Source organism: Stenotrophomonas sp. NA06056 (assembly GCF_013364355.1).
GTDB lineage: Bacteria > Pseudomonadota > Gammaproteobacteria > Xanthomonadales > Xanthomonadaceae > Stenotrophomonas.
Genome location: NZ_CP054931.1, coordinates 4,235,525 through 4,258,394 on the forward strand (window position 1 = coordinate 4,235,525; position 22,870 = coordinate 4,258,394).

At 65.1% G+C, this 22,870-nt stretch carries 14 protein-coding genes; 6 read left to right on the forward strand and 8 right to left on the reverse strand.

The window, feature by feature from the left end; translation table 11 throughout:
- Positions 1-61: 61 nt before the first annotated feature.
- The 5 genes from HUT07_RS19165 to HUT07_RS19185 form a co-directional block, all read right to left on the reverse strand.
- Positions 62-571 carry a hypothetical protein gene (locus HUT07_RS19165; protein WP_176022240.1) on the reverse strand — a complete coding sequence of 170 codons (510 nt, stop codon included), beginning with the start codon at positions 569-571 and terminating at the stop codon, positions 62-64.
- Complete coding sequence (locus HUT07_RS19170; protein ID WP_217706649.1) at positions 561-5,285, reverse strand: RHS repeat-associated core domain-containing protein; 4,725 nt, start codon at positions 5,283-5,285, stop codon at positions 561-563. The genes HUT07_RS19165 and HUT07_RS19170 overlap by 11 nt, the downstream gene beginning before the upstream one ends.
- Positions 5,286-5,567: 282 nt before the next feature.
- Positions 5,568-6,923, reverse strand: coding sequence for a Gfo/Idh/MocA family oxidoreductase (locus HUT07_RS19175; protein WP_176022241.1), 1,356 nt, complete (start codon positions 6,921-6,923; stop codon positions 5,568-5,570).
- A 64-nt stretch (positions 6,924-6,987) separates the two neighbouring features.
- A complete protein-coding gene (locus HUT07_RS19180) occupies positions 6,988-9,963 on the reverse strand; it encodes a TonB-dependent receptor (protein WP_176022242.1) in 2,976 nt (991 codons plus the stop codon).
- A 121-nt stretch (positions 9,964-10,084) separates the two neighbouring features.
- Positions 10,085-13,444, reverse strand: a complete 3,360-nt coding sequence (locus HUT07_RS19185; protein ID WP_176022589.1) for a TIM-barrel domain-containing protein — start codon at positions 13,442-13,444, stop codon at positions 10,085-10,087.
- Between the two features lie 321 nt (positions 13,445-13,765).
- Between HUT07_RS19185 and HUT07_RS19190 the strand changes: the two genes are divergently transcribed.
- From HUT07_RS19190 to HUT07_RS19215, 6 genes are all read left to right on the forward strand, one after another.
- Positions 13,766-14,920, forward strand: coding sequence for an SIS domain-containing protein (locus tag HUT07_RS19190; RefSeq protein ID WP_176022243.1), 1,155 nt, complete (start codon positions 13,766-13,768; stop codon positions 14,918-14,920).
- Positions 14,913-15,851: an ROK family protein gene (locus HUT07_RS19195; protein ID WP_176022244.1), complete on the forward strand. Its 939-nt coding sequence runs from the start codon at positions 14,913-14,915 to the stop codon at positions 15,849-15,851. Before HUT07_RS19190 ends, HUT07_RS19195 begins: the two co-directional genes overlap by 8 nt.
- A 17-nt stretch (positions 15,852-15,868) precedes the next feature.
- A complete protein-coding gene (locus tag HUT07_RS19200) occupies positions 15,869-17,203 on the forward strand; it encodes a D-tagatose-bisphosphate aldolase, class II, non-catalytic subunit (protein WP_176022245.1) in 1,335 nt (444 codons plus the stop codon).
- A gap of 33 nt (positions 17,204-17,236) precedes the next feature.
- A complete protein-coding gene (locus HUT07_RS19205; protein ID WP_176022246.1) occupies positions 17,237-18,013 on the forward strand; it encodes a DeoR family transcriptional regulator in 777 nt (258 codons plus the stop codon).
- Complete coding sequence (gene nagA / locus HUT07_RS19210) at positions 18,010-19,125, forward strand: N-acetylglucosamine-6-phosphate deacetylase (protein ID WP_176022247.1); 1,116 nt, start codon at positions 18,010-18,012, stop codon at positions 19,123-19,125. The genes HUT07_RS19205 and nagA overlap by 4 nt, the downstream gene beginning before the upstream one ends.
- Positions 19,126-19,289: 164 nt before the next feature.
- A complete protein-coding gene (locus tag HUT07_RS19215) occupies positions 19,290-21,068 on the forward strand; it encodes an MFS transporter (RefSeq protein ID WP_176022248.1) in 1,779 nt (592 codons plus the stop codon).
- A gap of 111 nt (positions 21,069-21,179) precedes the next feature.
- On the opposite strand, the gene HUT07_RS19220 is transcribed toward HUT07_RS19215, so the two are convergent.
- The 3 genes from HUT07_RS19220 to HUT07_RS19230 form a co-directional block, all read right to left on the reverse strand.
- Positions 21,180-21,731: an HdeD family acid-resistance protein gene (locus tag HUT07_RS19220; protein WP_176022249.1), complete on the reverse strand. Its 552-nt coding sequence runs from the start codon at positions 21,729-21,731 to the stop codon at positions 21,180-21,182.
- A 58-nt stretch (positions 21,732-21,789) separates the two neighbouring features.
- A complete protein-coding gene (locus HUT07_RS19225; protein WP_176022250.1) occupies positions 21,790-22,485 on the reverse strand; it encodes a ComF family protein in 696 nt (231 codons plus the stop codon).
- Positions 22,486-22,570: 85 nt separating this feature from the next.
- Positions 22,571-22,867 carry a hypothetical protein gene (locus HUT07_RS19230; protein ID WP_176022251.1) on the reverse strand — a complete coding sequence of 99 codons (297 nt, stop codon included), beginning with the start codon at positions 22,865-22,867 and terminating at the stop codon, positions 22,571-22,573.
- Positions 22,868-22,870 lie beyond the last annotated feature (3 nt).

Sequence of the window (22,870 nt, forward strand, 5' to 3'; positions counted from 1 at the left end):
AATTCGGATGCCATTGTGGCCGATCCGGCCTGTCTGAAGGCCAACTCCGCGCACGCTTGCCTCAAAACTGGCGTCCCCCATTCCCAACAGGTCGGCAGAGGATAGCCTCTAAATCCCCGTCATTGAGACGATTCCACAGGTACTGCCGCCGACCGTCCGATCCCATCATTATTATTTCATGATAGTTTTCGCGAACATCCGGCAGAGGAGCAAGGGAAATAATGCACCTGTAGTAAAGATCGATATTGGGCGGCAACTTAGCTGCAAAACCAAGCGAATCGCGAATCAGAGGTGCAAGCCCTTTGCCAACCCTTAACATCCCACTTTCATCTATGTAGCGCACCGCATGACTTGTATCATATGAAACATAGTAGAGGCCCGTCTCAGCATCCGACCGAATATTGATAGAGGAAGCATCATCAGGAATCGCTGCAGCCTTTGCGACAGACAGGTCACCTTCGTTAACTATTTTTGAGAGCGAATCATAGCTACGCCCCGCTTGGCTGCAGCCAGAAATGACAAAGGCAACCATTGATAGTGAAAATGCCAATCCATTTGATTTACTCTTCACCTTTCCACTCCGGAATGTAATTCTTCAGAAAAACACGAGACGAGACCGGAACATAGCTGGAACAACGCCTTGCGCAATCCTCACCCAGCTTGCACGCGGCTCCTTGGCGATTTGCGGCCATGTCTCCCGAGTTATCTCTTTGCATCTCTGAATGACTCCTTCGACGGCCATCCCCGTAGAGGCCGACTCGGCCCGCATAGTAGTCCTTAACTTCTTTCAGTGCCATTAGCTCCAACACAACTCGGGGGTTACTTGTTACTTGAGTTGCTCGACAAGCCGCTAAGCAATGATAGAACTGATCTGCACCATTTATGCTCCTCGACTTCATCTCAGAGTTATATCTCGAAAGTATCTTACCCGCCACGAGCGCATCACCGATGTCTGTCGCCGGTGGCGCCTCAGGCTGCTTCATTCGATACTTTCCGAACTGGAACTGCCCAGACTCCAAACCCAATACATCCAGGTTTGAAATTGGATTCGACTCGACATACGAGTATGTCGACACACCTCCGTCCAGCCCAATCGGATCACTCTGCGAGTATCGCCCCACCCCCGGCTCGTACTCCCGCTGGTAGTTGTAGAACAACCCACTCGCATCCGTCGCCTGCTGGCCTGGGAAGCGCAGCGCCAGATCAAACGCTACACCGTCCCTGTCCGGGTCATTGACCGGTGCCTGATCGCCAAACACCTCACTCTTGTTGCTCCACGCCCAGATCGCGACATCGCGCACGGGGTCGATCACCACACGCGGCGTACCCAGGTGATCGGGCTGGATGTACGCCAGCTCCGGCACGCCCGTGGCTGGTGTCTGGATCAGCGCCACGGGGTAGTTGTCCAGCCAGATAGCCTGCTGCTGCGCCTGACCTGTCGCTGCGAAATTGCCAACCCACTGCCCAGCTTCGTCATAGACCGTGGTCTGAGCATCGCCGCCAGCCGGGCTGCGCAGCACGCGCTCACCGCGATGGTTGTAGCCGTAACTCTCCACTACAGCAGCGCCCTGCTTCACCGCATTCATGCGGTTGGCATCGTTGTAGGCGAACGTCTTTCCGCCAATGCTGGTGGTGTTGCCTGCGGCATCCTGGTTGCGCGCCTGACCATCCACGGCAATCAGGCGATGGCTGTCAGCCGGATAGGTATAGCTTGCGGTCCCGGCCGAGGTGGTCAGCGAGGTACGGTTGCCGGTGGCGTCGTAGCCATAGGTTTCAATCGGCGTACCCGTGGCGCCATCCTGGGTCTGGGTCAGGCGGCCGAGTGTGTCGTAGGCGTATTTGGCCAGAACCTCAGAACCAGCACCGCTCTTCAGCTCGGTGATCGAACCAACGGGATCGTAGCCGTAGCCCAGTGACAGGCCGCCTGCCGCCGGGTCATGCACCGCCTGAGGACGGTAGTCCAGATCCAGCGGGCGCTGCAGTTGGCGACCATTGCCATAGGTCCAGCCAGTCGCCGGGCCGAAGGCGGCGTAGGTCACGTTGTTGACCACCACCTGCCGGGTCTGTCCCGGGCGGGTCAGGCCGATCTGGCTGATACGACCCAAGGCGTCGCGTGCGTAGTCCGCCACACTTCCGTCCGGGTAAGTCAACGCAGTCAGGCGACCGGACTTGCTGTAGGCATAGCGCAGCGTGCTGGCCACGCCATTGATCGTCTGCACCTTGCGGGTGACCTGGCCGAAGCGATCATGGCAGTACAGGGTGCTGCCATTGGCATGCAGCACCTGGCCAAGGCGGCCCTTGGCGAAACGCTCGTCGCTGGCACATACCGCGGGTGCGGTGTCGTAGTGATAGCCCACGTCGAGGTTGGGGTCCGGATAGGCGATACCGACCAGCCGATTGAGCGCGTCGTAGCTGTAGGTGGCAGTCACGCCCCGTGCATCGGTGCGGGTCTTGCGATTGCCAGCAGTATCAACAGTGAAAGTAGCACTCCCGCTGTCCGGGCTGACCTGCCCGGTCAGATCACCAAAACCGTTGTAGGCGTACGTGGTGTGCAGCCCCTTCGGATCGGTCACCTGGGTGACCTGATCCAACGCGTTGTAGCTGGAGCGGATCTCCGCAGCGACACCGCCCACGTCCTGCAGGGTCTGCGCCAGCCGGTTCAGCGGATCGTACTGCTGGGTCGTCTCACGCAGCAGTGCATCGGTGACCGACTGCGGATTGCCATTGGCGTCGTACGCAAAGCCGGTGGCGTTGTTGCCGGCATCCTTCAGCGTGGTCAGCTGTCCGAGTGTGTTGTAGACACGGGCCAGCGTGCGGCGCAGCGTGCCCCCTGCATCGACCGTATTTTCCTGCAGACGGTTGCCGGCGTTGTCCAGGGTGTAGTGAATGGTGTTGCCGGCACTGTCGGCAATGTCCGTCAGCCGCTGGGCCGCGTCGTAGACATAGGTGACGCTGCTGCCGTCGGGCTCGGTGACCTGCTGCACGTGGCCGGTGGGCCAATAGCTCAGTTGGGTGCTGCGGTCTTCGGCAGTAGTGGCGCCACGCACGGTGATCGACGTCGGCCAGCCACGTGGATGATAGGTGTAGTCGGTCACCACGCCATTGGCATCGCGCACCGACAGCGGGCGACCCAACGCGTCGTAAGCGAGTGTTTCAACGGTATGGCCCAGCGCACTGGTGATGCTGCGCAGATCACCCTTGCGGAACGCGCAGGCACCGGTGGTCGCACATCCTGCATCATCGGCGGTGTACCAGGCATAGGTCACGGTATCGGTAACGTCCGTACGCGGACCGTCGATGCTTCGCAGCAAGCCCACCTGTGGGCAATCCGGACCTTCGGCCTCACAGTAGTTCTGCGTGGTCACGCGGGTCTGGTTGGTCGTGGTATCGCGCACGGTGACGCTGGTCGGCTGCAGGCGCGCGTTGCGGGTGATACGGGTCTCCTGGTTGCCGACGGTCTGCTGCACCAGGCGATTGCTGTCGAGCGCGGCACGCGTCTCACTGATGCGTTGCTGGGGTGTTCCAGCCGCTTCCGTCGTCGTTGTCACGGCTACTGCACCGGCGGTCGGGTCGCTGGCCTCGGCGTAGGCGTACTGGGTGACCACGCCACGCCGATCGGTGAGGGACTGCAGTCGACGGCGGAAGTCCGTGCCCTCTGCGAGGTAGGTACGACCGGCGGTGCCACTGCTGTCGGTGATGCCATTGACCTTGCGTGGAAGACCGCTGCCATCGGCAGCCGTCAATCCGTAGGTACTCTGCTTACCCAGCGCGTCAGTCACAATGACCGGACCGGCGGTGGTGTAATCCAGATGAATCCCATCAACACCGACATCCGTTCCGGTGCAGTCACCAGAATGCCGGCTGCAGAAGACGCGTCCCTTGTCATCATAGGCGTACCAGCTGTATCGACGATTGTCTTCGGCGGTGATTCCTGTGAGATACGCTGGGAAGCGAGCATCCTCATAGTGATAGCTTCGCGACTCACCGTCGGCATATGTAGCCGTCGACAGCTCACCTGCGGGCGTATAGGTATAGGCCACCACTATCTGCCCGGAAACCCGCAGGGCAGAGATCAAGGAGTCGTTTCCGGGGACGGCATACTCCATCTGCAGTTGGCGACCCGTGGAATGAGAGATGCCAAGCAACCGCTTCTGCTCGTCATAGGTGTAAACCAGCCAAGTGCCGTCCTCGAAGTCGCGGCGCTCCATCAGGCCGGAAGCGCTGAACACGATGCGCTCGCGCGAGCGCGACATCAGCCAGCTTGCTCCTTGCTGGACGACACGATCCCCACTGCCATCGTTGGACTCGTAGTACGCGCCGCGCTTTGGGAACGCACCATGTGTGCCATCCTCGCTCAAGAAGCCCACTTTCAGCTCTGTCCCCGGCGGAAAGATGCTGCTGTCAACCCCGAGGGTAAGACGCAGATTGTGCGAGTGCGTCCAGCCCGTACCCAGCGCACCGCCGGGCGTGCTTGTCAGCGAGTGATAGTGGCGACGAAAACTGATCCAGCCCAGATCAAAGTCCGGCTCAGGTTGGGTTTTGTCGCCCGTGGTCGGATCGCAAGGATTGCCAGGCGTGTCACACTGTTTGGCGACTGGGGAGCTTGTATACTTCCGCATCATCGAAAGCATGCCGGTATCCAGCGAAGGCGGCATCGCACACATACCCTTGGCTGCCTGCCAGGTCATGATGGTGCTGTCGATGTTCGGGCATTTGACTTCACGCTTGCGCTGAAGATAGCGGGTTCCGCCTATCAGCTCGCAAGTTGAAGTACTCGGGTTGAGATAGTAGAAGTCAACGGTAGCTCCACCGTGCTCGCCGGTGTTGCTGCCATCCGCGCCCGCACCTGCGCCGCCCCCGGGAATGCCTTCCCAGTCCTCTCCAATTGTTACCTGCGTGATCGGGCAGGAAGGTACTTGAGGCACTTCTGCCTTCAAGGCAGCAGACAGTTCTTCTGGGGAGTTGTATTCCTGGGATCTGTAGCTGTACACCCAGTCGGTCTTGATCAGCTTGGCAGGCTTGATCGCGTAGTCATAGATCACCTTGCCGGGGAGCGATGCAACACCGCGCACCTCCCAACTGAACGCACCATACTGCTGATAACGCTCATATCGAGCCTCCACGTCACGCTGTGCCAGCTTCTCGGTCGCGCGCTTTTCACTCCCCGGCGCCAATGCAAGCCATTCCTTTTTCACCTCCTGCGCCTGCACCGCACTGGCACCCACGCACCCCAGCGCGGTCATCGCCAGCGCTGCGCACGAAAAATTCTTCAATCGCTTCAACATCCCTGTTCTCCATCCTGGGCGGTTACCACGCCGGGAGGAACGAAGGCGCTTGGGCAGCCATTGCCCTTTCCCGCCCTGCTTCGGATCGTCCCTGTTCCGGATTGCGGCGTGGCCGCATGGGGAGGTTATCTCCGATATGGGTTACGCATTCAAGTCAGAAACTACGGAACAGGTCGAATTTCAGAGTTTTCTGATAAGCGCCCGCCATCGATAGCAGGCGGCAGAAACAAAAACGCCGGGCAATGCCCGGCGTTTCCGTCACAGCGTGGAAGGGTGTAAACGTCAGTACTTCCCGTCAAACGCAAAAATCGGCTTGCGCTTCTGCCACAACCCCGCAGTGAAGTCCGGGAACTCCAGCGTCTGGAAACTGTTGGCGATCGACTGCTCGCTCAACGGGGTAATCGCACTCCACGTCACTGCGTCGTAGATGTCGATCGGCATCGGCGCCTTGGCCTTCAGCGCTTCCACGAACGCATGGATCACGAACCAGTCCATGCCACCATGCCCTGCACTCGCGGCGGTTTCTGCATTCTGCTTCCACAGCGGATGTTCGTACTGATCCTGGTAGGTCTTGAACTCTTCCCACTGGTGCGGCGGGCTGCGGCCTTCGATGTGGATCGAATGGTTCACGTCCATCCACAGGCCCTTGGTGCCCTGCACGCGGAAGCCCATCGAATACGGGCGCGGCAGCGAGGTGTCGTGCTGCAGCAGGATGGTCTCGCCGTTCTCGCAGGCCAGCGTGGTAGTCACGATGTCGCCGAGCTTGAACTTCACCTTGGTGCTCGGGTGGGTGGTGCCACCACTCTTGGCTACCGTGTATTCGTGCAGGCCGCGCGCCTTGGTGGCGAACGCATTGATGTGGGTGAAGCGGTTACCGCGGTTGATGCCGGTGTACATCGCACACGGGCCGATACCGTGGCTGGGGTAGAGCTCGCCATTACGCTCCACCGAGTGCTCGGTGCGCCAGCGCGCTTCGCTCCAGCCCTTGGGGCCGAATTCCACGCCACTGTCGTAAGGCTGGTTGGGGTCACCGGAGTTGAACTTCACCCCACGCAGGTCGTGCTGGTAGCCGGCCTGCAGGTGCACCAGCTCGCCGAACAGGCCCTGCCGCACCATCTGCAGCGCGGCCATCACGTCGCGGCGGTAGCAGACGTTTTCCAGCAGCATGTATGGGGTGCCGGTGCTCAGCTGGGTCTTCAGCACGTCCCAGTGATCCTGCAGGGTAATGCCGGCCACCACTTCGCATCCGACGGCCACGCCGGCCTGCATCGCGGCGATCGCCATCGGCGCGTGGTATTCCCAAGGCGTGGCGATGATCACGCCATCAATGCCCTTCTGCTCCAGCAGGCGCTTCCAGGCGTTGACGTCGCGGTCCTGGCCGTAGGTCTTGGGCGCGGGCTTGCCGGCCTTGCTGACCATCTCCACCGCGCGGCCGAGCATGATCGGCTCGATATCGCACAGGGCAACGACCTCCACGTCGTCGCGGCGCACCAGTTCCTTCAGCAGCACCAGGCCACGCATGCCGGTGCCGATCACGGCCAGGCGTACCTTGCGGCCACGGGCCCAGGCCGGGGTCTGCGGCAGCAGGCTGCTGGCGGCGACAGCGGCACTGGCCGCGATGAATTCCCTACGCTTCATGGCAAACACTCTCCTCTTGAAGGCGCACCGGCCTTGGCCGGCGCGCCTGGTCACGCAAACGGAATTACTTGAACCGGTAGCCGATGGTCACACTGTAACCACGGCCGAAGATGGTGGCGTAGTCACTGGAGTCACCCAGGAAGCTGTTCGGATCGTAGAACGGCAGGCGGTTGAACAGATTCTTGACGGTGAAGCTCAGGTTCCAGGCATCGTCCGGGCGCCAGGTGACGCTCATGTTGGCGGTCCACCACGACGGTGCACCATCGCACTTGCTCTTCTGCAGTGCCAGGTAGCCGCCGGTGCAGGTTTCCTTGTTGTTGCTCTCTTCGTCGATCTGGTCGGTGGCCCACTTGGTGCCGCCCACGTAGTTGACGAACATGCTGGTGGTGACCTGCTTGTAGGTCCAATCGGCATTCAGCGTGGCACGCAGGCGTGGGTTGTTGTAGTAGCCCACCACGTCGCCGTAGTACCAGCCGTTCTGTTCATCCATGTAGAAGCGGTTGCGGTTGGCGATGGTCGCGGCCAGGCCGATGTTCAGACCACCCCACTCACCCAGCGAGAAGCGGCTGCGCGCATCGATGTCAAAGCCATCGATCAGGGTCTTGCCGCGGTTCTTGTACTGGCCCACCACGCTGGCCACGTTGCCGGCCGAGTAGCCCGGCAGCGTTCCCGGGCAGCTGACGCCGCTGGCCGGGTCGGCGCACATGGCCGCCAGCTGCGCCAGGTTGGCGCGATCGCTGTCGGTGATCGGCGAGCGCGACGACGAGATGATGTCTTCGGCACGGCGGTAATCCGGGGCGACGATCTCGTTGTCGCGGTAGATGAACCAGTAGTCGGCCGACACCGACAGCCAGCTGGCCGGCTCGTAGACGAAGCCCAGCGTGGCGATCTTCGCCTTCTCCGGCTTCAGGTCCTGGTTCGGCTGGGTCATGCGCGCCACGGTGCGGCTGCAGTCCACGTTGAGCAGGCTCTTGCCCAGATCGACGTCACCGCCGCGCTGCGACTTCAGCAGCAGGTTGGCGATGGCGTTGGTCTCGGCGCAGCGCAGTTCATCACGGAAGCCGCCCAGCTGCGCGTACACGCCGCCGTTGCCGGACTCGGCCAGGCTGGGGGCGCGGAAGCCGGTGGAATAGGTGCCGCGCAGCATCAGCTGGTCGAACGCCTGGTACTTGAAACCGATCTTCGGCGCGACGTTGGCGCTGAAGTTCGGGTACTTGTCCACGCGCACGGCGGCATCCAGCTCCAGCTTCTCGGTGATCGGCGCCACCGTTTCAGCGAACAACGCATAGGTATTGCGCGCACCATCGAACCACGAGCCACCCTGCTGGGTGATCAGGCCGGCGGCCGCGTCGGCGTTGCCGGGGGTGTAGAAGGTTTCGCGGCTGGCGTTGAAGCCGAACGCGGCGCGCATGTCACCAGCCGGCAGCTTGAACAGCGGGCCTTCGATCTTGCCGTCCAGGGTGTGCAGGCGCGTCCACGACTGGATGTCGAAGGTCGGGAAGGCTTCACGGATCAGGGCACCATTGGCCTCGCTGATTTCACCGAACTTGTACGCGGGATGGTCGGAGATGATCACCCGGCCCGTGGTCGGGTCGATGCTGTACGGGCCGAAGGCTTTCTCGAAGCCCTTCACGTTGACGTTGATCGTCTGGTAGGTGGTCGAGTGCGTGCCGGCGGTGGCGAACGCGGTTTCCCAGTTCCAGTCACCGAAGTTGCCACGCGCGCCCGTCAGCACGCGGTAGCTCTTGTCGGTATTGCGCTGGCCGAAGTAGTTGGCGCCGGCATCCTGCAACAGGTACTGCAGGCCGACCACACCACCCATCATGGCCTTCAGCTCGGGGCTGGCGTGGTTGTATTCGTTGTTCGGGCCCAGGAACGGGTACAGGAACTGGTTGACGTTGTTGCCGGTGTCGCGCGAGAACCAGCTGGTCGGGTTGCCGGTGGTGGTGCCGTAGCTGCGCGGTGTACCGCCGTTGGCACGCAGGTCGATATCGGTATAGGTGGCCTCGGCGAAGATCTCGGTGCTGTCGCCCACCAGGAAGGTGCCGTTGAGGTAGGCGGTGTTGCGCTCGGACTTGGCGCCTGCGTCGATCTCGTTGTTCATCCAGGTTTCCCAGACGCAACGCGGGCCGGCGGCTTCACTGGTCAGCACGTTCCTGCAACCCGGTGCGGCTTCCTGCACGCGGCGGCCGGTGACCGGATCAAAAGCGAAGTAGCTGCCCGGGTTGAACTCGCCTGGCTTGCTGCCCACGCCCAGGCGCAGGTTGGTCAGGTAGTTGGGGTTGTTGACGTAGTACTGGTCCGGGCGCTTGTCATAAAAGTCGGCCAGGGGGATCGCGTCGCGGCGGTACATGTTCACCGCGCCATAGATGTTGAAGCGGTTCTCGGTGAGGTCACCGAAGCCGGCGGTGATGCTGGCCTGGCGCTCGCCGTAGGAATCGATGCGCGAGGAGGTGTCGTTGGTGAAGCTGATCTCCGCGCCCTGGAAGTTGCGCTTGGTGATCACGTTGATCACGCCGGCCACCGCGTCGGTGCCGTACACGGCCGAGGCGCCGTCGGTCAGCACTTCCATGCGTTCGATGGCGGCGGCGGGAATTGCATCGATGTTGACGAACTGGGTCTGGAAGCCCGCGGGCGCGCCGTAGTACGACAGGCGACGGCCATTCAACAGCACCAGCGTGCCCTGTGCACCGAGGCCGCGCAGGTTGGCCTGCGATGCGCCGTCGGAGCCGGTGAACAGCGAGCGCGAATCCTGCTGCGCGGGCCGTGCAGCCGGCAGGTTGTCGAGCACCTGCAGCAGCGTGCGCGCACCCATGTTCTGGATGTCCTGCTTGCTGATCACCTGCACCGGCGAGGCGGTTTCAACGTCGGTGCGGCGGATGTTGGAACCGGTGACCTCGATGCGGGCCAGATCGGTGGCCTTGTCCTTGCTCTCCTGGGCGAAGGCAGGAACGGCGACCGACAGCAGCACGCCGGCAATGGCCAGCGACAGCGGTGCGATCGAGCGACAGGGGGGGCGGTGGTGGCGGGCGGGCAACATCGGGGTTCTCTCCTGGCAGGGGTGCGGCGCGAATGGTGGATCGGCGGGCAAAACGCTCCCGGGCCACGGCCGTGAGGGCCGTAGTCGGAATGGGCGGGGGAGGAGCGGTGTTACGTGGCGGTCATGGGGCGACGATGCTGGCGGAGTCGCCCTCCTGGCCGATCAGCACGGCGTTGGCCCAGTTGGCACAGACCTGGGCGGGTTGGCTGCCCTGCGCACCCAGCGTGCGCAGGCTCAGGGTGGAGAGGCCACGGATGTCCAGCTCCGGCTTGACCACGCCGGGTGCCTTCACCAAGCCGCTGTCGTACAGCAGATGGTTGTCACCCCAGACCTGGAACTGCAGGCCACCGGCCGTGCGGCAGGCGTCGTCGATGCCGAGGTCGGCACGCAGCAGGCGCCAGCCGCCCTGCAACCGCAGGTCGATGCGGCTGTTGGCTGCCACGCCGAGGCCACGGCGGAACTGCAGGCCGTTCATGCGCATGCCGGCGTCGCCAGTGAACGCCTTGTCGGCGCGCACCTGGCTGGCCAGCGCGGCCGGCACCGGCAGCTCGGAGAGATAGCGCTGCCGGGCCGGTCGCTCCGGTTCCTGGTGTTCAAGGATGTGGAAGGTGGACAGGGCAATCGGGCCGACGTCGCGCGGCTGCAGCGCATCGAAGGCACGCGCACTGCCCTGCGCTGCGGTGACCATCGGATCGCTACTGCTGGCGCCGTCACCTTCGGGGTTCTGCACGCTCAGCACGCGGAAGCGCAGCAGGCGGCCGGCGTGGGCCGGGAAATCGATGCGCTGCACGCCTTCCTTCAGCTGCAGGTGGCCGCGGGCGATCGGTTCACCCCACTGGCCATTGCTGTCGCCCAGGTACACCTCGTAGTCGCGCACCTGGCCGTGCTTCCAGTTCTTGTCGTTGCGCGGCGCGATGTCGATGCCGTCGATCATCCTGCGTTCGCCGAAGCCGATCACCCACTCATGGGCGCCGGTGCGGACGGCCTGATTGCGTACGCTGCGGAACCAGGTGGCCGGATCATCATCGAAGGCATTTTCCAGCGCATGGCCGGGTTCTTCGGCCGGGCGGTTGACCACCAGCAGGCTGTCGGCCGGCAGTTCACGGCCCAGCACCGGCGCGGCCGGGTAGGCATCGTCGGCGGCTGCGGCGGCCACCGCGAAGTCCAGCTGCAGCTGCAGCGGCTGGCGGATGTCCTGCGCAGAAGTGCGTACATGCAGGGTGCCGCGACGCTCCTTGGCGTCGAAGTACCAGCCCTCGTTGGCGCTGTTGAATGCGGCTGCGTCGGCCAGCGCAGGCAGCGCGCGGCCAGCGGCCTGCACCGCACGCGGCGCCTGCCGGCTGAGCACGCGCAGGCCGTAGCGTCGCTGCGCCAGCTGGCCGTTGTACTGGCCCTGCACTGCATCGATCTGCACCTGCACCGGGCCACTGCCCTGCGCCGGCGCCTGCACGCGGATCAGCTGCGTGCTCGACTCACCCTGCTGGTAGCGGCGCGTATTGCCATCGTCTTCGTACAGCGTGTACTGCGCGTCGCCCTGCGGGTACAGGTCGAAGGTCACTTCATCCAAGGGCTTCTCACCGTCGAACAGCATCGACGGGTACATCGGCAGGATCGCACCGGCGCGCACGAACAGCGGCAGCGTGGCCAGGTCCACCTGGCGGTCGAGCTGACGACCATCGGCACCGGCCTGCACGCGGCGGCCATCCCAGTAGTCGATCCAGCCGCCGGCCGGCAGGTGAATGTCGCGGCGCCAGCCACGGCTGGCGGCCTGGCTGCGGTACACCGGCGCCACCAGCAGGTCGCGGCCGAGCAGGAACTGATACTTGTAAGTTTCATCCTGCGCGTGCGGGTCGCGCGGGTTGTCCCACATCAGGCCACGCACCGGCGGTGCACCGGTCTGCGCGGCCTCGTGCACCAGCCCGTACATGTACGGGGTCAGGCGCATCTTCAACTTCAGGTAGTCGCGATTGATGCTGCGGTAGGGTTCGTCGTACCACCACGGGTGCTTGCGCGCGTTCGACGACCAGCCACTCATGCCCATCAGCACCGGGGTGAACGCCTTCCACTGCAGGTCACGGGTGAAGGTCTCGGCACTGCCGCCGAAGATCGCATCGACATCGCCACTGGCGTAGGCCATGCCGGACAGGCCCGAACCCACCAGGGTCGGCACGTGCCAGCGGATGTAATCCCAGCTGCTGCTCTGGTCGCCGGTCCAGGCCACGGCATAGCGCTGGATGCCGGCCCAGCCCATCACCGTCCACAGGAACGGGCGCGAATCGGAATTGTCGAGGATGCCGTTGAACGCCTGGCGGTTGGCGTCCATCGCGAACTGGTAGCCCTTGCCGGTCCAGGCCACGTCCAGCTTCTGCACGCGGCTGCCGGCCTTGCCCACTTCCCAGGCGATCTTGTCGACGCCGTTCTCGGTCCACAGGCCGGTGCGGAAGCCATACCCGGCCAGGCCTTTCACGGTTTCCGGCAGCTGCTTGTAGCCGCAGCCGTAGCCATCGTTGGGCAGGATCCAGCCGCCGGGCATGTCGTTGGCGCGGTACTGCTTGGCCACGCTGTCGATCACATCGGGGGTCGTGCCGGTGGGGCCGTCGCTCCAGCCTTCGGGCACGGTGCCGGGCTTCTTGCTGTTGTCGCCGTCGTTGTAGCAGTCGGCATCGCCGTAGGACAGCGCCCAGCGCGCGACCATGTTCGGGCGGCCGGTCAGCTGGGTGTAACGCTCGATCAGCTTCGGCAGATCGGCGCCAACGAAGTAGTAGGCATCGAAGCGGTCTTCGCGGTGCAGCAGGGTGGCCTGGTCGCTCTGGCGAAGGTCGTAGCTGCCGTCGCTCCATGTGTTGCGCAGCATGCCCCAGCCACGGCTGCTCAGCAGCATCGGTGCCGGGCTCGGGCGATCGCCCTCTTCCCAGCCACCGGAGTACGAGACTTCCAGTTCGCGGCCCTTGAACTGGTAGCGGCCGTTCTGCTGGCCACCACCGTAATAGCCTTCATCGGCCTGCGAGGACAGCACCTGCACGCTCTGCGCGGCATCCAGGTCCAACGGCTGCAGTTCCTGCCACAGCGCGGTGGGCTGGCCGTTGTCCAGGCGTTCCAGGCGCAGGCGCAGCGGCTGCCGCTGCACATGCAGTACCAATGCGTCGGTGCGCACGCGGATTTCCTGCGCGTCTTCTTCCAGCTGCGCCTGCACGTTGGCCTTGGGCTGCGGCAGTACGATCGGCGCGGCCTTGTCGCCGGCACCGGTCAGTTTGCCGTTGCGACCAGCCTGCACGCGGATGATGTCGGCGGCCGGCAGTTCGATGCGGATGCGCGTGCCGTTGTCGGTCTGCAGGTCCCAGCCACTCACGCCGTCGGTGCTGGCACTGGCGCTGACCGAGCGCAGGTTGCCGACCGGTGCGGCCTGGGCCGACAGGGACGCCGACAGCAATGCCGGCAACAGGGCCAGCAGCAGTGGCGAACGACGAACGCAGATTTCCACACGGACTCCCAACCCGTTCACCGGGCGTTTCGAAAGCGGTTGGGCCGACTCTAGGGCAGCGATTCGAAAGATGTCAACAAATTGAAAGGAAAAAGGAAGATATATTTATATGAAACGAAAGTTGTTGCGTTGCAATACTTTGTGTAAGCGCTTGCAGGCCCCTGTTAAGCATTGTGCGATACGGCATCTGGCGGTTTCTTTCGTTTCCAGCGGCATGCCGCGCCGGGAAAGTCGGCAACGCAATATCTTTCTTTTTACTTTCGGTATTTGACATTTCGAAAGAAAACACAGATGGTGCGCTGGCCCAACTGGAACCTCCGAATGGACGTCACCCTGCTTTCCGATCTGTCCGCCTGGCAGCGCCGCGGCGGAGCCGATACCGCTACCGAAATCGCCCAGCAGCCGGCGCTGTGGGAAGCCCTTGCACAGGATCTGTCGCGTGCCCGCGACCGCCTGCAGGCCTTCCTCGGCGACAGCCTCAATGACCCGAACCAGCGCGTGCTGTTCACCGGCGCCGGCAGTTCAGGCTTCATCGCCGAAATGGTGGCCGATGCGATCAACGCGCAGTGGCCGGCCGACGTGCGCGTGGTGCATACCACCAGCCTGTTGACCCATCCGTCGCTGTACCTGCAGCGCGATCGTCCGACCCTGCTGGTCTCGTTCGGCCGCAGCGGTTCCAGCCCGGAGAGCGTGGCGGCGGTCGACCGCGTGCGCAGCGACGTGGACGATGCACGCTTCCTCGACATCACCTGCAATGCCGATGGCGAACTGGCCCGTCGCGGCGCCGGCCGCGCCGATACCTGCACGCTGCTGATGCCGTCGGCCAGCTGCGACCGTGCCTTCGCCATGACCAGCAGCCTGACCTGCATGCTGCTGGCCGCGCTGACGGTGTTCGACCGCTCGCCCTGGGATACCCGCGTGGCGCGCCTGAAGCAGATTGCCGGTCTCGCCCGCGAAGGCCAGGCGCAGTGGGACGCGCCGGTAGCCGCGCTGGCGCAACGCCCGTTCAACCGGGTGATCTACCTTGGCAGCGGCCCGCTGGAAGCACTCGCACGCGAGGCCGCGTTGAAGGTGCTGGAGCTGACCGCCGGCCGCGTGCTGGCGCTGGCCAACACCCCGCTCGGCTTCCGCCACGGCCCGAAGTCGACGCTGGACGGCAGTACCCTGGTGGTCGTGCTGCGCAGCGGGCAGCCGCTGGCGCGCCGCTATGAACAGGATCTGCTGGAAGAACTGCGCCGCGACGGCGTGGCCGGCCAGGTGCTGTCGATTGGACCGCATTCGGATATCGGCGCCGACGATGACTACACCCTCACCGTGCCGGCGCTGGATGATCCGTGGCTTGCGCCGGTGTGGCTGGGCTTTGCGCAGTTGTATGCGCTGCAGCGTTCGGCCGCACTTGGCCTGACCCCCGACAACCCGTTCCCGGACGGCACCGTCAACCGCGTGGTCAAGGGTGTCACCATCCACCATGGCTGAGCTGATCGCCAACGCCTGCTACGGCATCGACATCGGCGGCACCAAGACCGAGCTGGTGGTGTGCGATGCGGCGATGCAGGTCACCTGGCGGCGCCGGGTGGCCACGCCGCAGGGTGACTACGACAGCTTCCTGCAGGCGGTGGTGACACTGGTCGCTGAAGCCGATGCCGCGCTGGGTCGCAGCGATGCGGCCATCGGCATCGCCCTGCCCGGCGTGCGTGATCGTCGCAGCGGCCGCCAGCTCAGCGCGAATGTTCCGGCGCTGACCGGCCAATGCGTGGCGGCCGATCTGCAGGCACGCCTGCAGCGCCCGCTGCATTTCGGCAACGACCTGCAGTGCTTCGCGCTTTCTGAAGCGCATGGTGGCGCCGCCGAGGGCTATCCCAGCATGTTCGGCGCCATCCTCGGCACCGGTGCCGGTGGCGGCTTCTGCCTGCAGGGACGCCTGCTGTCCGGCTTCAACGGCCTGGCCGGCGAATGGGGCCACTGGAGCGTGCCGGGTCACCTGCTGCAGCGCCATGGCCTGCCGCTGATCGATTGCGCCTGTGGCCTGCAAGGCTGCGTGGAGCGCTACGTGTCCGGTAGTGGCCTGGCGATGATCGAGCGCCATCTCGGTGGTGACGCTGCCGAGGCCAGCGTGGTGATCGCCCTGGCCGAAGCCGGCGATGCGCGTGCACGGCAGGCGCTGGACATCCATCGCGACCTGCTCGGCCACAGCCTGGCCGCACTGGTGCTGGCACTGGACCCGCACGTGATCGTGCTCGGTGGCGGTCTTTCCCAATACGCACCGCTGTACCAGCTGCTGCCCGCGGCCATCGCCGCGCATCTGTTCAACGGCGTGCAGGTGCCACCCATCGTACCGCCGCGCTTCGGCGATGCCGGTGGCGCACGCGGTGCCGCCCTGCTGGCCTGCCAACCCTCGTTTTCCTGATTGACCGGAGCTTGACCATGTCCCCGTTGCAGACCCTGCTTGCCTCCCACCGCGCCGGTGCCAACGTCGGCCTGTACAGCGTCTGCTGCAGCAACGAGCAGGTGCTGCGTGCGGCCATGCACGTGGCGCTGGCGCACGGCACCGTGCTGCTGATCGAGGCCACCTCCAACCAGGTCGACCAGTTCGGCGGCTACACCGGCATGACCCCGCCGCAGTACCGCGATTACGTGGGCACGCTGGCCGATGAAGAAGGTTTCCCGCGCGAGCGGCTGATCCTGGGTGGCGACCACCTCGGCCCGAATGCCTGGCAGAAGCGCCCGGCCGCCGAAGCGATGACCCACGCGCGCGTGCTGATCGAAGCCTACGTCGCCGCCGGTTTCCACAAGATCCACCTCGATTGCAGCATGTCCTGCGCCGATGACCCGGTGCCGCTGCCCGACGCCATCGTCGCTGCACGTTCGGCCGAGCTGGCCGAGATCGCCGAGCGCACCGCCGCCGAACACGGCCTGCCGCCGCCGGTCTACGTGATCGGCACCGAAGTGCCGATTCCCGGTGGCGAAGCCTCGCTGGCCGGTGGCCTGCAGGTGACCACGCCGGCTGCGGCCGCACAGACCCTGGCCATCCACCAGCAGGCCTTCGATACCCCGCAGCTGCGTGATGCGTGGCAGCGTGTGCTGGCAATGGTGGTGCAGCCCGGCGTGGACTTCGACCACAGCAGCGTGCACGAGTACGATGCTGCCGCCGCCAGCACGCTGGCCGACTTCCTCGAACAGCAGCCGCGCATCGTGTTCGAAGCGCATTCCACCGACTACCAGCGCGAAAGTGGCCTGCATGCCCTGGTGCGCGACCATTTCGCCATCCTCAAGGTCGGCCCCGCGGCCACCTTCGCCTACCGCGAAGCGCTGTTCGCGCTGGCGGCCATCGAAGCCGAGCTGCTGCCGGCCGCGCAGTGCTCGCGCCTGCCGCAGGTGCTGGACGAGGTGATGCTGGCGCAGCCGAAGTCCTGGCAGTCCTACTACCAGGGTGACGAAGCAACCCTGCGCCTGCTGCGCAGCTATTCCTTCAGCGACCGCTGCCGCTACTACTGGGGCGAGCCGACGCTGGTGCAGGCCGTGCAGACCCTGTTCGCCAACCTGGAACAGCACGCGCCACCGCTGGTGCTGCTCAGCCAGTACCTGCCCGAGCAGTACCGCGCCGTGCGCGAGGGCACCCTGGCCAATACGCCTGCTGCCCTGGTGCAGCATCGCATCGGCCTGTGCCTGGGCGAATATGCCCGGGCCTGCAGCGCCAACCAGGCCGGATCGCGCAAGCACAACGCAAGCTCGGCTGCCGCCGTACTTGCGAACGGCTAATCTCTACCTTTCCCTGCGAAACCGAGAATGGCCATGCGCAACACCCGCTCCCGCCGGCAACAGATCCTGCAGCTGCTGATCGAGCACGGCTCGGTGCAGGTGGCCGATCTGGTCGAACGCTTCGGCGTGTCGGCGGTGACGATCCGTGCCGACCTGACCCACTTCGAAGCGCAGGGGCTGGCCACGCGCACGCACGGCGGTGCGAACCTGGTGCGTACGCCGCCACAGGAACAGGACATCCACGAAAAGGATGCGCTGAACCTGCCGCTGAAAGACTCCATCGGCACGGCGGCCGCACGCCTGGTGCAGGCCGGTGACAACATCATCATCGACTCCGGCTCCACCACGATGACATTGGCCCGCCACCTGCGCGAACACCGCGATGTAACCGTGATGACCAATGGCCTGAACATCGCCTGGGAACTGGCCAACGCCGCCGGCATCACCGTGCTGCTGACCGGTGGCCTGCTGCGCCAGCAATCGCTGTCGCTGCAGGGCAGCCAGGCCGAGGCCAGCCTCAACTCCTACAGCTTCGACACGCTGTTCCTGGGCGTGGATGGCCTGGACCTGCAGTTCGGCCTGACCACCCACGACGAGGCCGAAGCCCGCCTCAATCACCGCATGGTCGAACGCGCGCGGCGCATCGTGGTGCTGACCGACGCCTCCAAGTTTGGCCGCGTCAGCCTGCACCGCATCGCCCGCCTCGATCAGATCCACGCCATCATCACCGACGCCGGCATTGACGACGCAACCCGCGAAGGGCTGCAGCGGCTGGGCATCGAAGTGATCATCGCCGAGCCCCCCGCATGACCGACATCCGCTCCCTGCATGGCCGCATCCTCACCCCACTCGGCTGGCGCCGCGGCCAGGTCCAGTTCGACTCGCACGTGCGCCAACTGCAGGTGGACGACCACAGCGGCGGCGATGACCCGCAGCTGCCGGTGATCCTGCCTGGTTTCATCGACCTGCACGTGCATGGTGCGGCCGGCGTCGACCTGATGCAGGGCGGCGATGTGGCCCGCACCATCGCCCGCACCCATGCGCGCTTCGGCACCACCACCCTGCTGGCGACCACCATGACCGCCGGCCTGGACGAGATCGAATACGCGCTACAGGGCGTTGCGGCAACAATGGCAGCGCCCGATGCAGACGCCGCCAGCATCGTCGGCGTGCATCTGGAAGGGCCGTTCATCAGCCCGCAGCGCCTGGGTGCGCAACCCAACCGCACGATCGAGGCGACCATGGCGCTGGTACAGCAGCTGCACGCACTAGCACCGATCCGGGTGATGACGCTGGCGCCCGAGATCGGCGAGCACACTGCGCTGATTCCCGCGCTGTCCGCACTCGGTATCCGCGTGCAGCTCGGCCATAGCGCCGGCACCTACGAGGAAGGCGTAGCCGCATTGCAGGCGGGTGCTTCCGGCTTCACCCATCTGTTCAACGGCATGACCGGCGTCGACCACTACCGACCGGGCATCGCCGCGGCCGCACTGGCGCATGCGCAGTACGCCGAGATCATTCCCGACCTGCAGCACATCCATCCCGGCGTGATCCGCCTGGCCGCACGCGCGATTCCACGCCTGTACGCGGTGACCGACGCAACCGCCGCCACGGGCATGCCCGATGGTGAGTACGCGCTGGGCGAACAGCGCGTGCACAAGTGCGGCGGCTGCGTGCGCCTGGCCACCGGCTCATTGGCCGGCAGTGCACTGACGATGGACCAGGCGCTGCGCAATCTGGTGCAGGTGGGATTGGACTTGGCTGACGCGTCGCAACGCGTGTCCACCTTCCCCGCCGATTACCTAGGCTTGAGTGATCGCGGCCGCATTGCGCCCGACGCCCGCGCCGACCTGGTGGTACTGGATGCGGAGTTGCGCCTGCAGCAGGTGGTGGTCGGTGGCCGGGTGATCGACCTGAACTGATGCACCCGATGCGGCCTGGATGCCGCGCAGGCTCCCTGTAGAGCCGAGCCATGCTCGGCTCACCGCGCGCGAGGCGCGGCACGGGGTACCTCGATATCGGAACGGAAAGCAGCCGAGCATGGCTCGGCTCTACAGAAAGCACTCCGCCCCTTGGGAACCTGTCGATGACCGCAAGCACCGCCCCGCGCTGGCCCGTACGCTACCTGCTCTTCATCGGCGGCCTCGGCGGCCTGCTGTACGGCATCGACATCGGCATCATCGCCGGCGCCCTGCCCTACCTTGAAGCCACCGCCAGCCACGCCTGGCAGCTCAGCAGCCAGCAGCTTGGTTTCGTCGTCGCTGCGGTGCTGCTGGGCAGCGTGCTGTCCTCGCTCTTTGCCGGCATGATCGCCGACCTGATCGGTCGCCGCGGTGCGATGCTGCTGGCAGGCGTGCTGTTCACCGCTTCCATCCCGATCATGGCGCTGGCGTCGGGCTACACCCCGCTGCTGCTGGGGCGACTGCTGCAAGGCGTCAGCGGCGGCCTGATCGGCGTGGTCATTCCGCTGTACCTGGCCGAAGTGCTCAGCCCTGAGCGGCGCGGCCGCGGTGCGGCGATGTTCCAGCTGCTGCTGACCGTCGGCCTGGTGCTGGCCGCATTGATCGGCCTGTACCACGCGCACGCCGTGGACGCCGCCGCCGAAGCGGTGCGCTCGCTGCCGGTCGCGCAACAGGCGCAGGAACTGTTCACGGTGAAGGACCATGCCTGGCGCACCATCTTCTGGACCTGCCTGGGTCCGGGCCTGCTGTTCTGCGCCGGCATCTTCTGGCTGTCCGAATCACCGCGCTGGCTGGTGCGTCGCGGCCGCATCGATGATGCGCGGCGCAGCCTGCAGCGCGTGCTGCCCGCTGCCGACGTCGAGCCCACGCTGGCGCAGATCCAGGCACCGGAATCGAGCAGCAGCAGCGGCAAGCGCGACCCGCTGCTCAGCCGCCGCTACGTGGTGCCGTTCGTGCTGGCCTGCGTGGTGCTGGCCTGCACCCAGGCCACCGGCATCAACTCGGTGCTGGCCTATGCGGTGAACATCCTCAACCAGGCGGGCCTGTCCGGCTCGGTCGCCAACGGCGCTGATGTGGCGATCAAACTGCTCAACGCGGTGATGACCGTAGCCGCGCTGCTGCTGGTCGACCGCAAGGGCCGCAAGTTCCTGCTGATGCTGGGCAGCGGAGGCATCTGCGTGGCCTTGCTGGCAGCGGCGACGCTGTTCTTCCAGGCCGAACGTGGTCGCGCCGACGTGCAGCCGCAGCTGCAGGCGGCAGTGAGTGGCGATGGCCTGCAACTGGTACTGGACGACGCGCAGTGGCAGCGTCTTGCCGGTGGCATCGATCGCGAGGGCCGACCGCTGCAGCTGACCGTGTCCTACGCCTATGGGGACTTCACCAACGTGCGCGCCCTGCGCAGCGACAACCTGACCGACCGCGAGCTGCGCATCGAACGCGCCGGCACCGTGCAGCCGGACAGCGTCATCGGCGCGTTCTTCCGCACATTGCACCTGAATCCGTTCGCCGATCCGGCCAGTGCCGCGCAGGCGCCGCTGCGCATCGAGCAGGCACGCATCGGCCCGATCCCGCCACCCGCGCATGGCTGGGCAGTCGCTGCCTGCATTCTGGTGTTCGTCGCGTTCTTCGCGGTCGGCCCTGGCGTGTGCGTGTGGCTGGCGCTGTCCGAGCTGATGCCCAACCGCATCCGCTCCAACGGCATGAGCATCGCGCTGCTGATCAACCAGTTCGTGTCGACCACCATTGCCGCGATCTTCCTGCCAACGGTGGGGCACTACGGCTACGCCAGCATGTTCCTGTTCTGGGCCGGCTGCACGTTCGTGTTCTTCCTGGTGGCCGCGTTGTGGCTGCCGGAAACCAAAGGGCGCTCGCTGGAAGAGATCGAAGCCGGGTTTGCCCGGTAGCGGTCGGCCTGGGTCGACCTCCGCGCGCAGCGCGGAGGTCACATGGCTGGATCAAAGCGCAGTCGACTTTCAGTCGACGCAACCCAGGGCACTGCTGCGACAGCGTGGCGCTCAGCGGAGCTTGCGCAGCTTGAACGCCACCAGCACCTGCAGCACGCCGTACAGCAGGCTGCCGATGCCGATCCACAGCGTGGTCACCGCTACGCCCGCATACGGGTTGGCCGCGAACAGCAGGCCCAGCACGATGGCCAGCACGCCACTGAGGATCAGCAGCCACTCGCCGTGGATCTGCTTGCGTACGCGAATGGCGAAGATGATGCGGTAGATGCCCGCCACCAGCAGCCATGCGGCCAGGAACAGCACCAGCACGCTGGCGGTGGCCAGCGGATTGATCACCGCCAGGATGCCGAAGCCCAGCGAGGCAACCACATACAGCAGCAGCCAGCCGCGCGAGGCACCACTGCCACCGGTGATCAGCGCCAGCAGGCTGATGACGCCTTCGATGATGGCCATTACGCCCAGCGTCCACGCCAGCGCGATGGCCGCCGACATCGGCCAGCCGATCGCGATGATGCCGAAGCCCAGCGCCACCAGACCGTACAGCAGCAGGATCCACCAGCTGCGTCCAACGGCCGACAACAAGGGAGACAGGGGGGAATTCATGACCACTCCTTCGATCCGGGTTCATGACCATCCTAGCCCTTGAGGATGAAAGGAGCGATCACGGCACGCGGGCGCAGACCCATGCACGCACCTCTCCTGCGCCCACCAGCCGCAGCGTCTCCGCGATCTCCAGCACGGTACTGCCGGTGGTCATCACGTCGTCAACGATGGTCAGCCGCGCCGGTACGGCGCCGCGCACATCGAAGGCGTCGAACAGGTTGTCGCGGCGCTGCTCGGCACTGCGTTCGGACTGCGGCGCGGTGTGGCGGCGGCGATACAGCCCGCGCCACGTCGGCAATTGCAGCAGGCGGCACAGCTCGGCGGCCTGGTCGTAGCCACGTTGACGCAGTCGCTTGCGGTGCAGCGGCACGGGCACCAATGGCGCGCATGTCCATGGCGGCGGGTTGCGCAGCATCAGCTGCGCAAGCAGGCGTCCTGCGGACAGGTCCTGGTGGAATTTGTAGCGGACCAGCAGCTGATCGACCGGCGGCAGGTACAGCAGGCTGGCGTGGGTCGCGGTCTGCGCTGGTGGCTCGTCGCGGCAGGTTCCGCAGATGGGCAGGGCTGCATCCGGTAGCGGCAACGCGCAACGCAGGCAGGCGCGCCCCGCCCATGGTAGATCGGCGAGGCAGGCAGGGCAGAGGTCGAGGGTGTCGTGGCCGGGCTCGCTGCAGACCAGGCAGCGCAGCGGCAGCAGCAGGCGAAAGGCGGCCTGCAACAGTTCGCCAAGGGCGGAAGGCAGTGGGAGATGCATGCCGCAGCATGATCGTGCCAGCGGTTGCGGCCCATCAGCGAATCCAGCAAATGCAGGTCAGTGAAGGGAGTGACCCGCTCTCCGTCTATTCCTGGCCGGGAGCAGCCTCCCGCCACGCGGTCAACGTTCTGGCGATTCGGTCCGCGTGCGGTTCGGTGCCATGCAGGCCCATCTGTTGCTGTGCAATGTCCTGCAGCGCAGTTGCGATGTCCCGTTCGGAACTACCATGAACCAGCATTGCGAAGATGCGGTCGGCATAGGCATCGTACTCGCTGCGCGCATCAGGAACGTCCGCTACGCCGATGGGGTCCCACAGGTAGTGCAGGACTTCGCCGACGGCGCGCCGCAGTTCGGCCTGAGAGCGACGTGGTCTTCCGGACATTCC

What these genes read in the sequence shown, in the direction of transcription:
- HUT07_RS19170 (WP_217706649.1), bottom strand. Translation starts at nt 5,285, where the DNA reads ATGTTGAAGCGATTGAAGAATTTTTCGTGCGCAGCGCTGGCGATGACC.
- HUT07_RS19175 (WP_176022241.1), bottom strand. Translation starts at nt 6,923, where the DNA reads ATGAAGCGTAGGGAATTCATCGCGGCCAGTGCCGCTGTCGCCGCCAGC.
- HUT07_RS19180 (WP_176022242.1), bottom strand. Translation starts at nt 9,963, where the DNA reads ATGTTGCCCGCCCGCCACCACCGCCCCCCCTGTCGCTCGATCGCACCG.
- HUT07_RS19190 (WP_176022243.1), top strand. Translation starts at nt 13,766, where the DNA reads ATGGACGTCACCCTGCTTTCCGATCTGTCCGCCTGGCAGCGCCGCGGC.
- HUT07_RS19195 (WP_176022244.1), top strand. Translation starts at nt 14,913, where the DNA reads ATGGCTGAGCTGATCGCCAACGCCTGCTACGGCATCGACATCGGCGGC.
- HUT07_RS19200 (WP_176022245.1), top strand. Translation starts at nt 15,869, where the DNA reads ATGTCCCCGTTGCAGACCCTGCTTGCCTCCCACCGCGCCGGTGCCAAC.
- HUT07_RS19205 (WP_176022246.1), top strand. Translation starts at nt 17,237, where the DNA reads ATGCGCAACACCCGCTCCCGCCGGCAACAGATCCTGCAGCTGCTGATC.
- nagA (WP_176022247.1), top strand. Translation starts at nt 18,010, where the DNA reads ATGACCGACATCCGCTCCCTGCATGGCCGCATCCTCACCCCACTCGGC.
- HUT07_RS19215 (WP_176022248.1), top strand. Translation starts at nt 19,290, where the DNA reads ATGACCGCAAGCACCGCCCCGCGCTGGCCCGTACGCTACCTGCTCTTC.
- HUT07_RS19220 (WP_176022249.1), bottom strand. Translation starts at nt 21,731, where the DNA reads ATGAATTCCCCCCTGTCTCCCTTGTTGTCGGCCGTTGGACGCAGCTGG.
- HUT07_RS19225 (WP_176022250.1), bottom strand. Translation starts at nt 22,485, where the DNA reads ATGCATCTCCCACTGCCTTCCGCCCTTGGCGAACTGTTGCAGGCCGCC.
- HUT07_RS19230 (WP_176022251.1), bottom strand. Translation starts at nt 22,867, where the DNA reads ATGTCCGGAAGACCACGTCGCTCTCAGGCCGAACTGCGGCGCGCCGTC.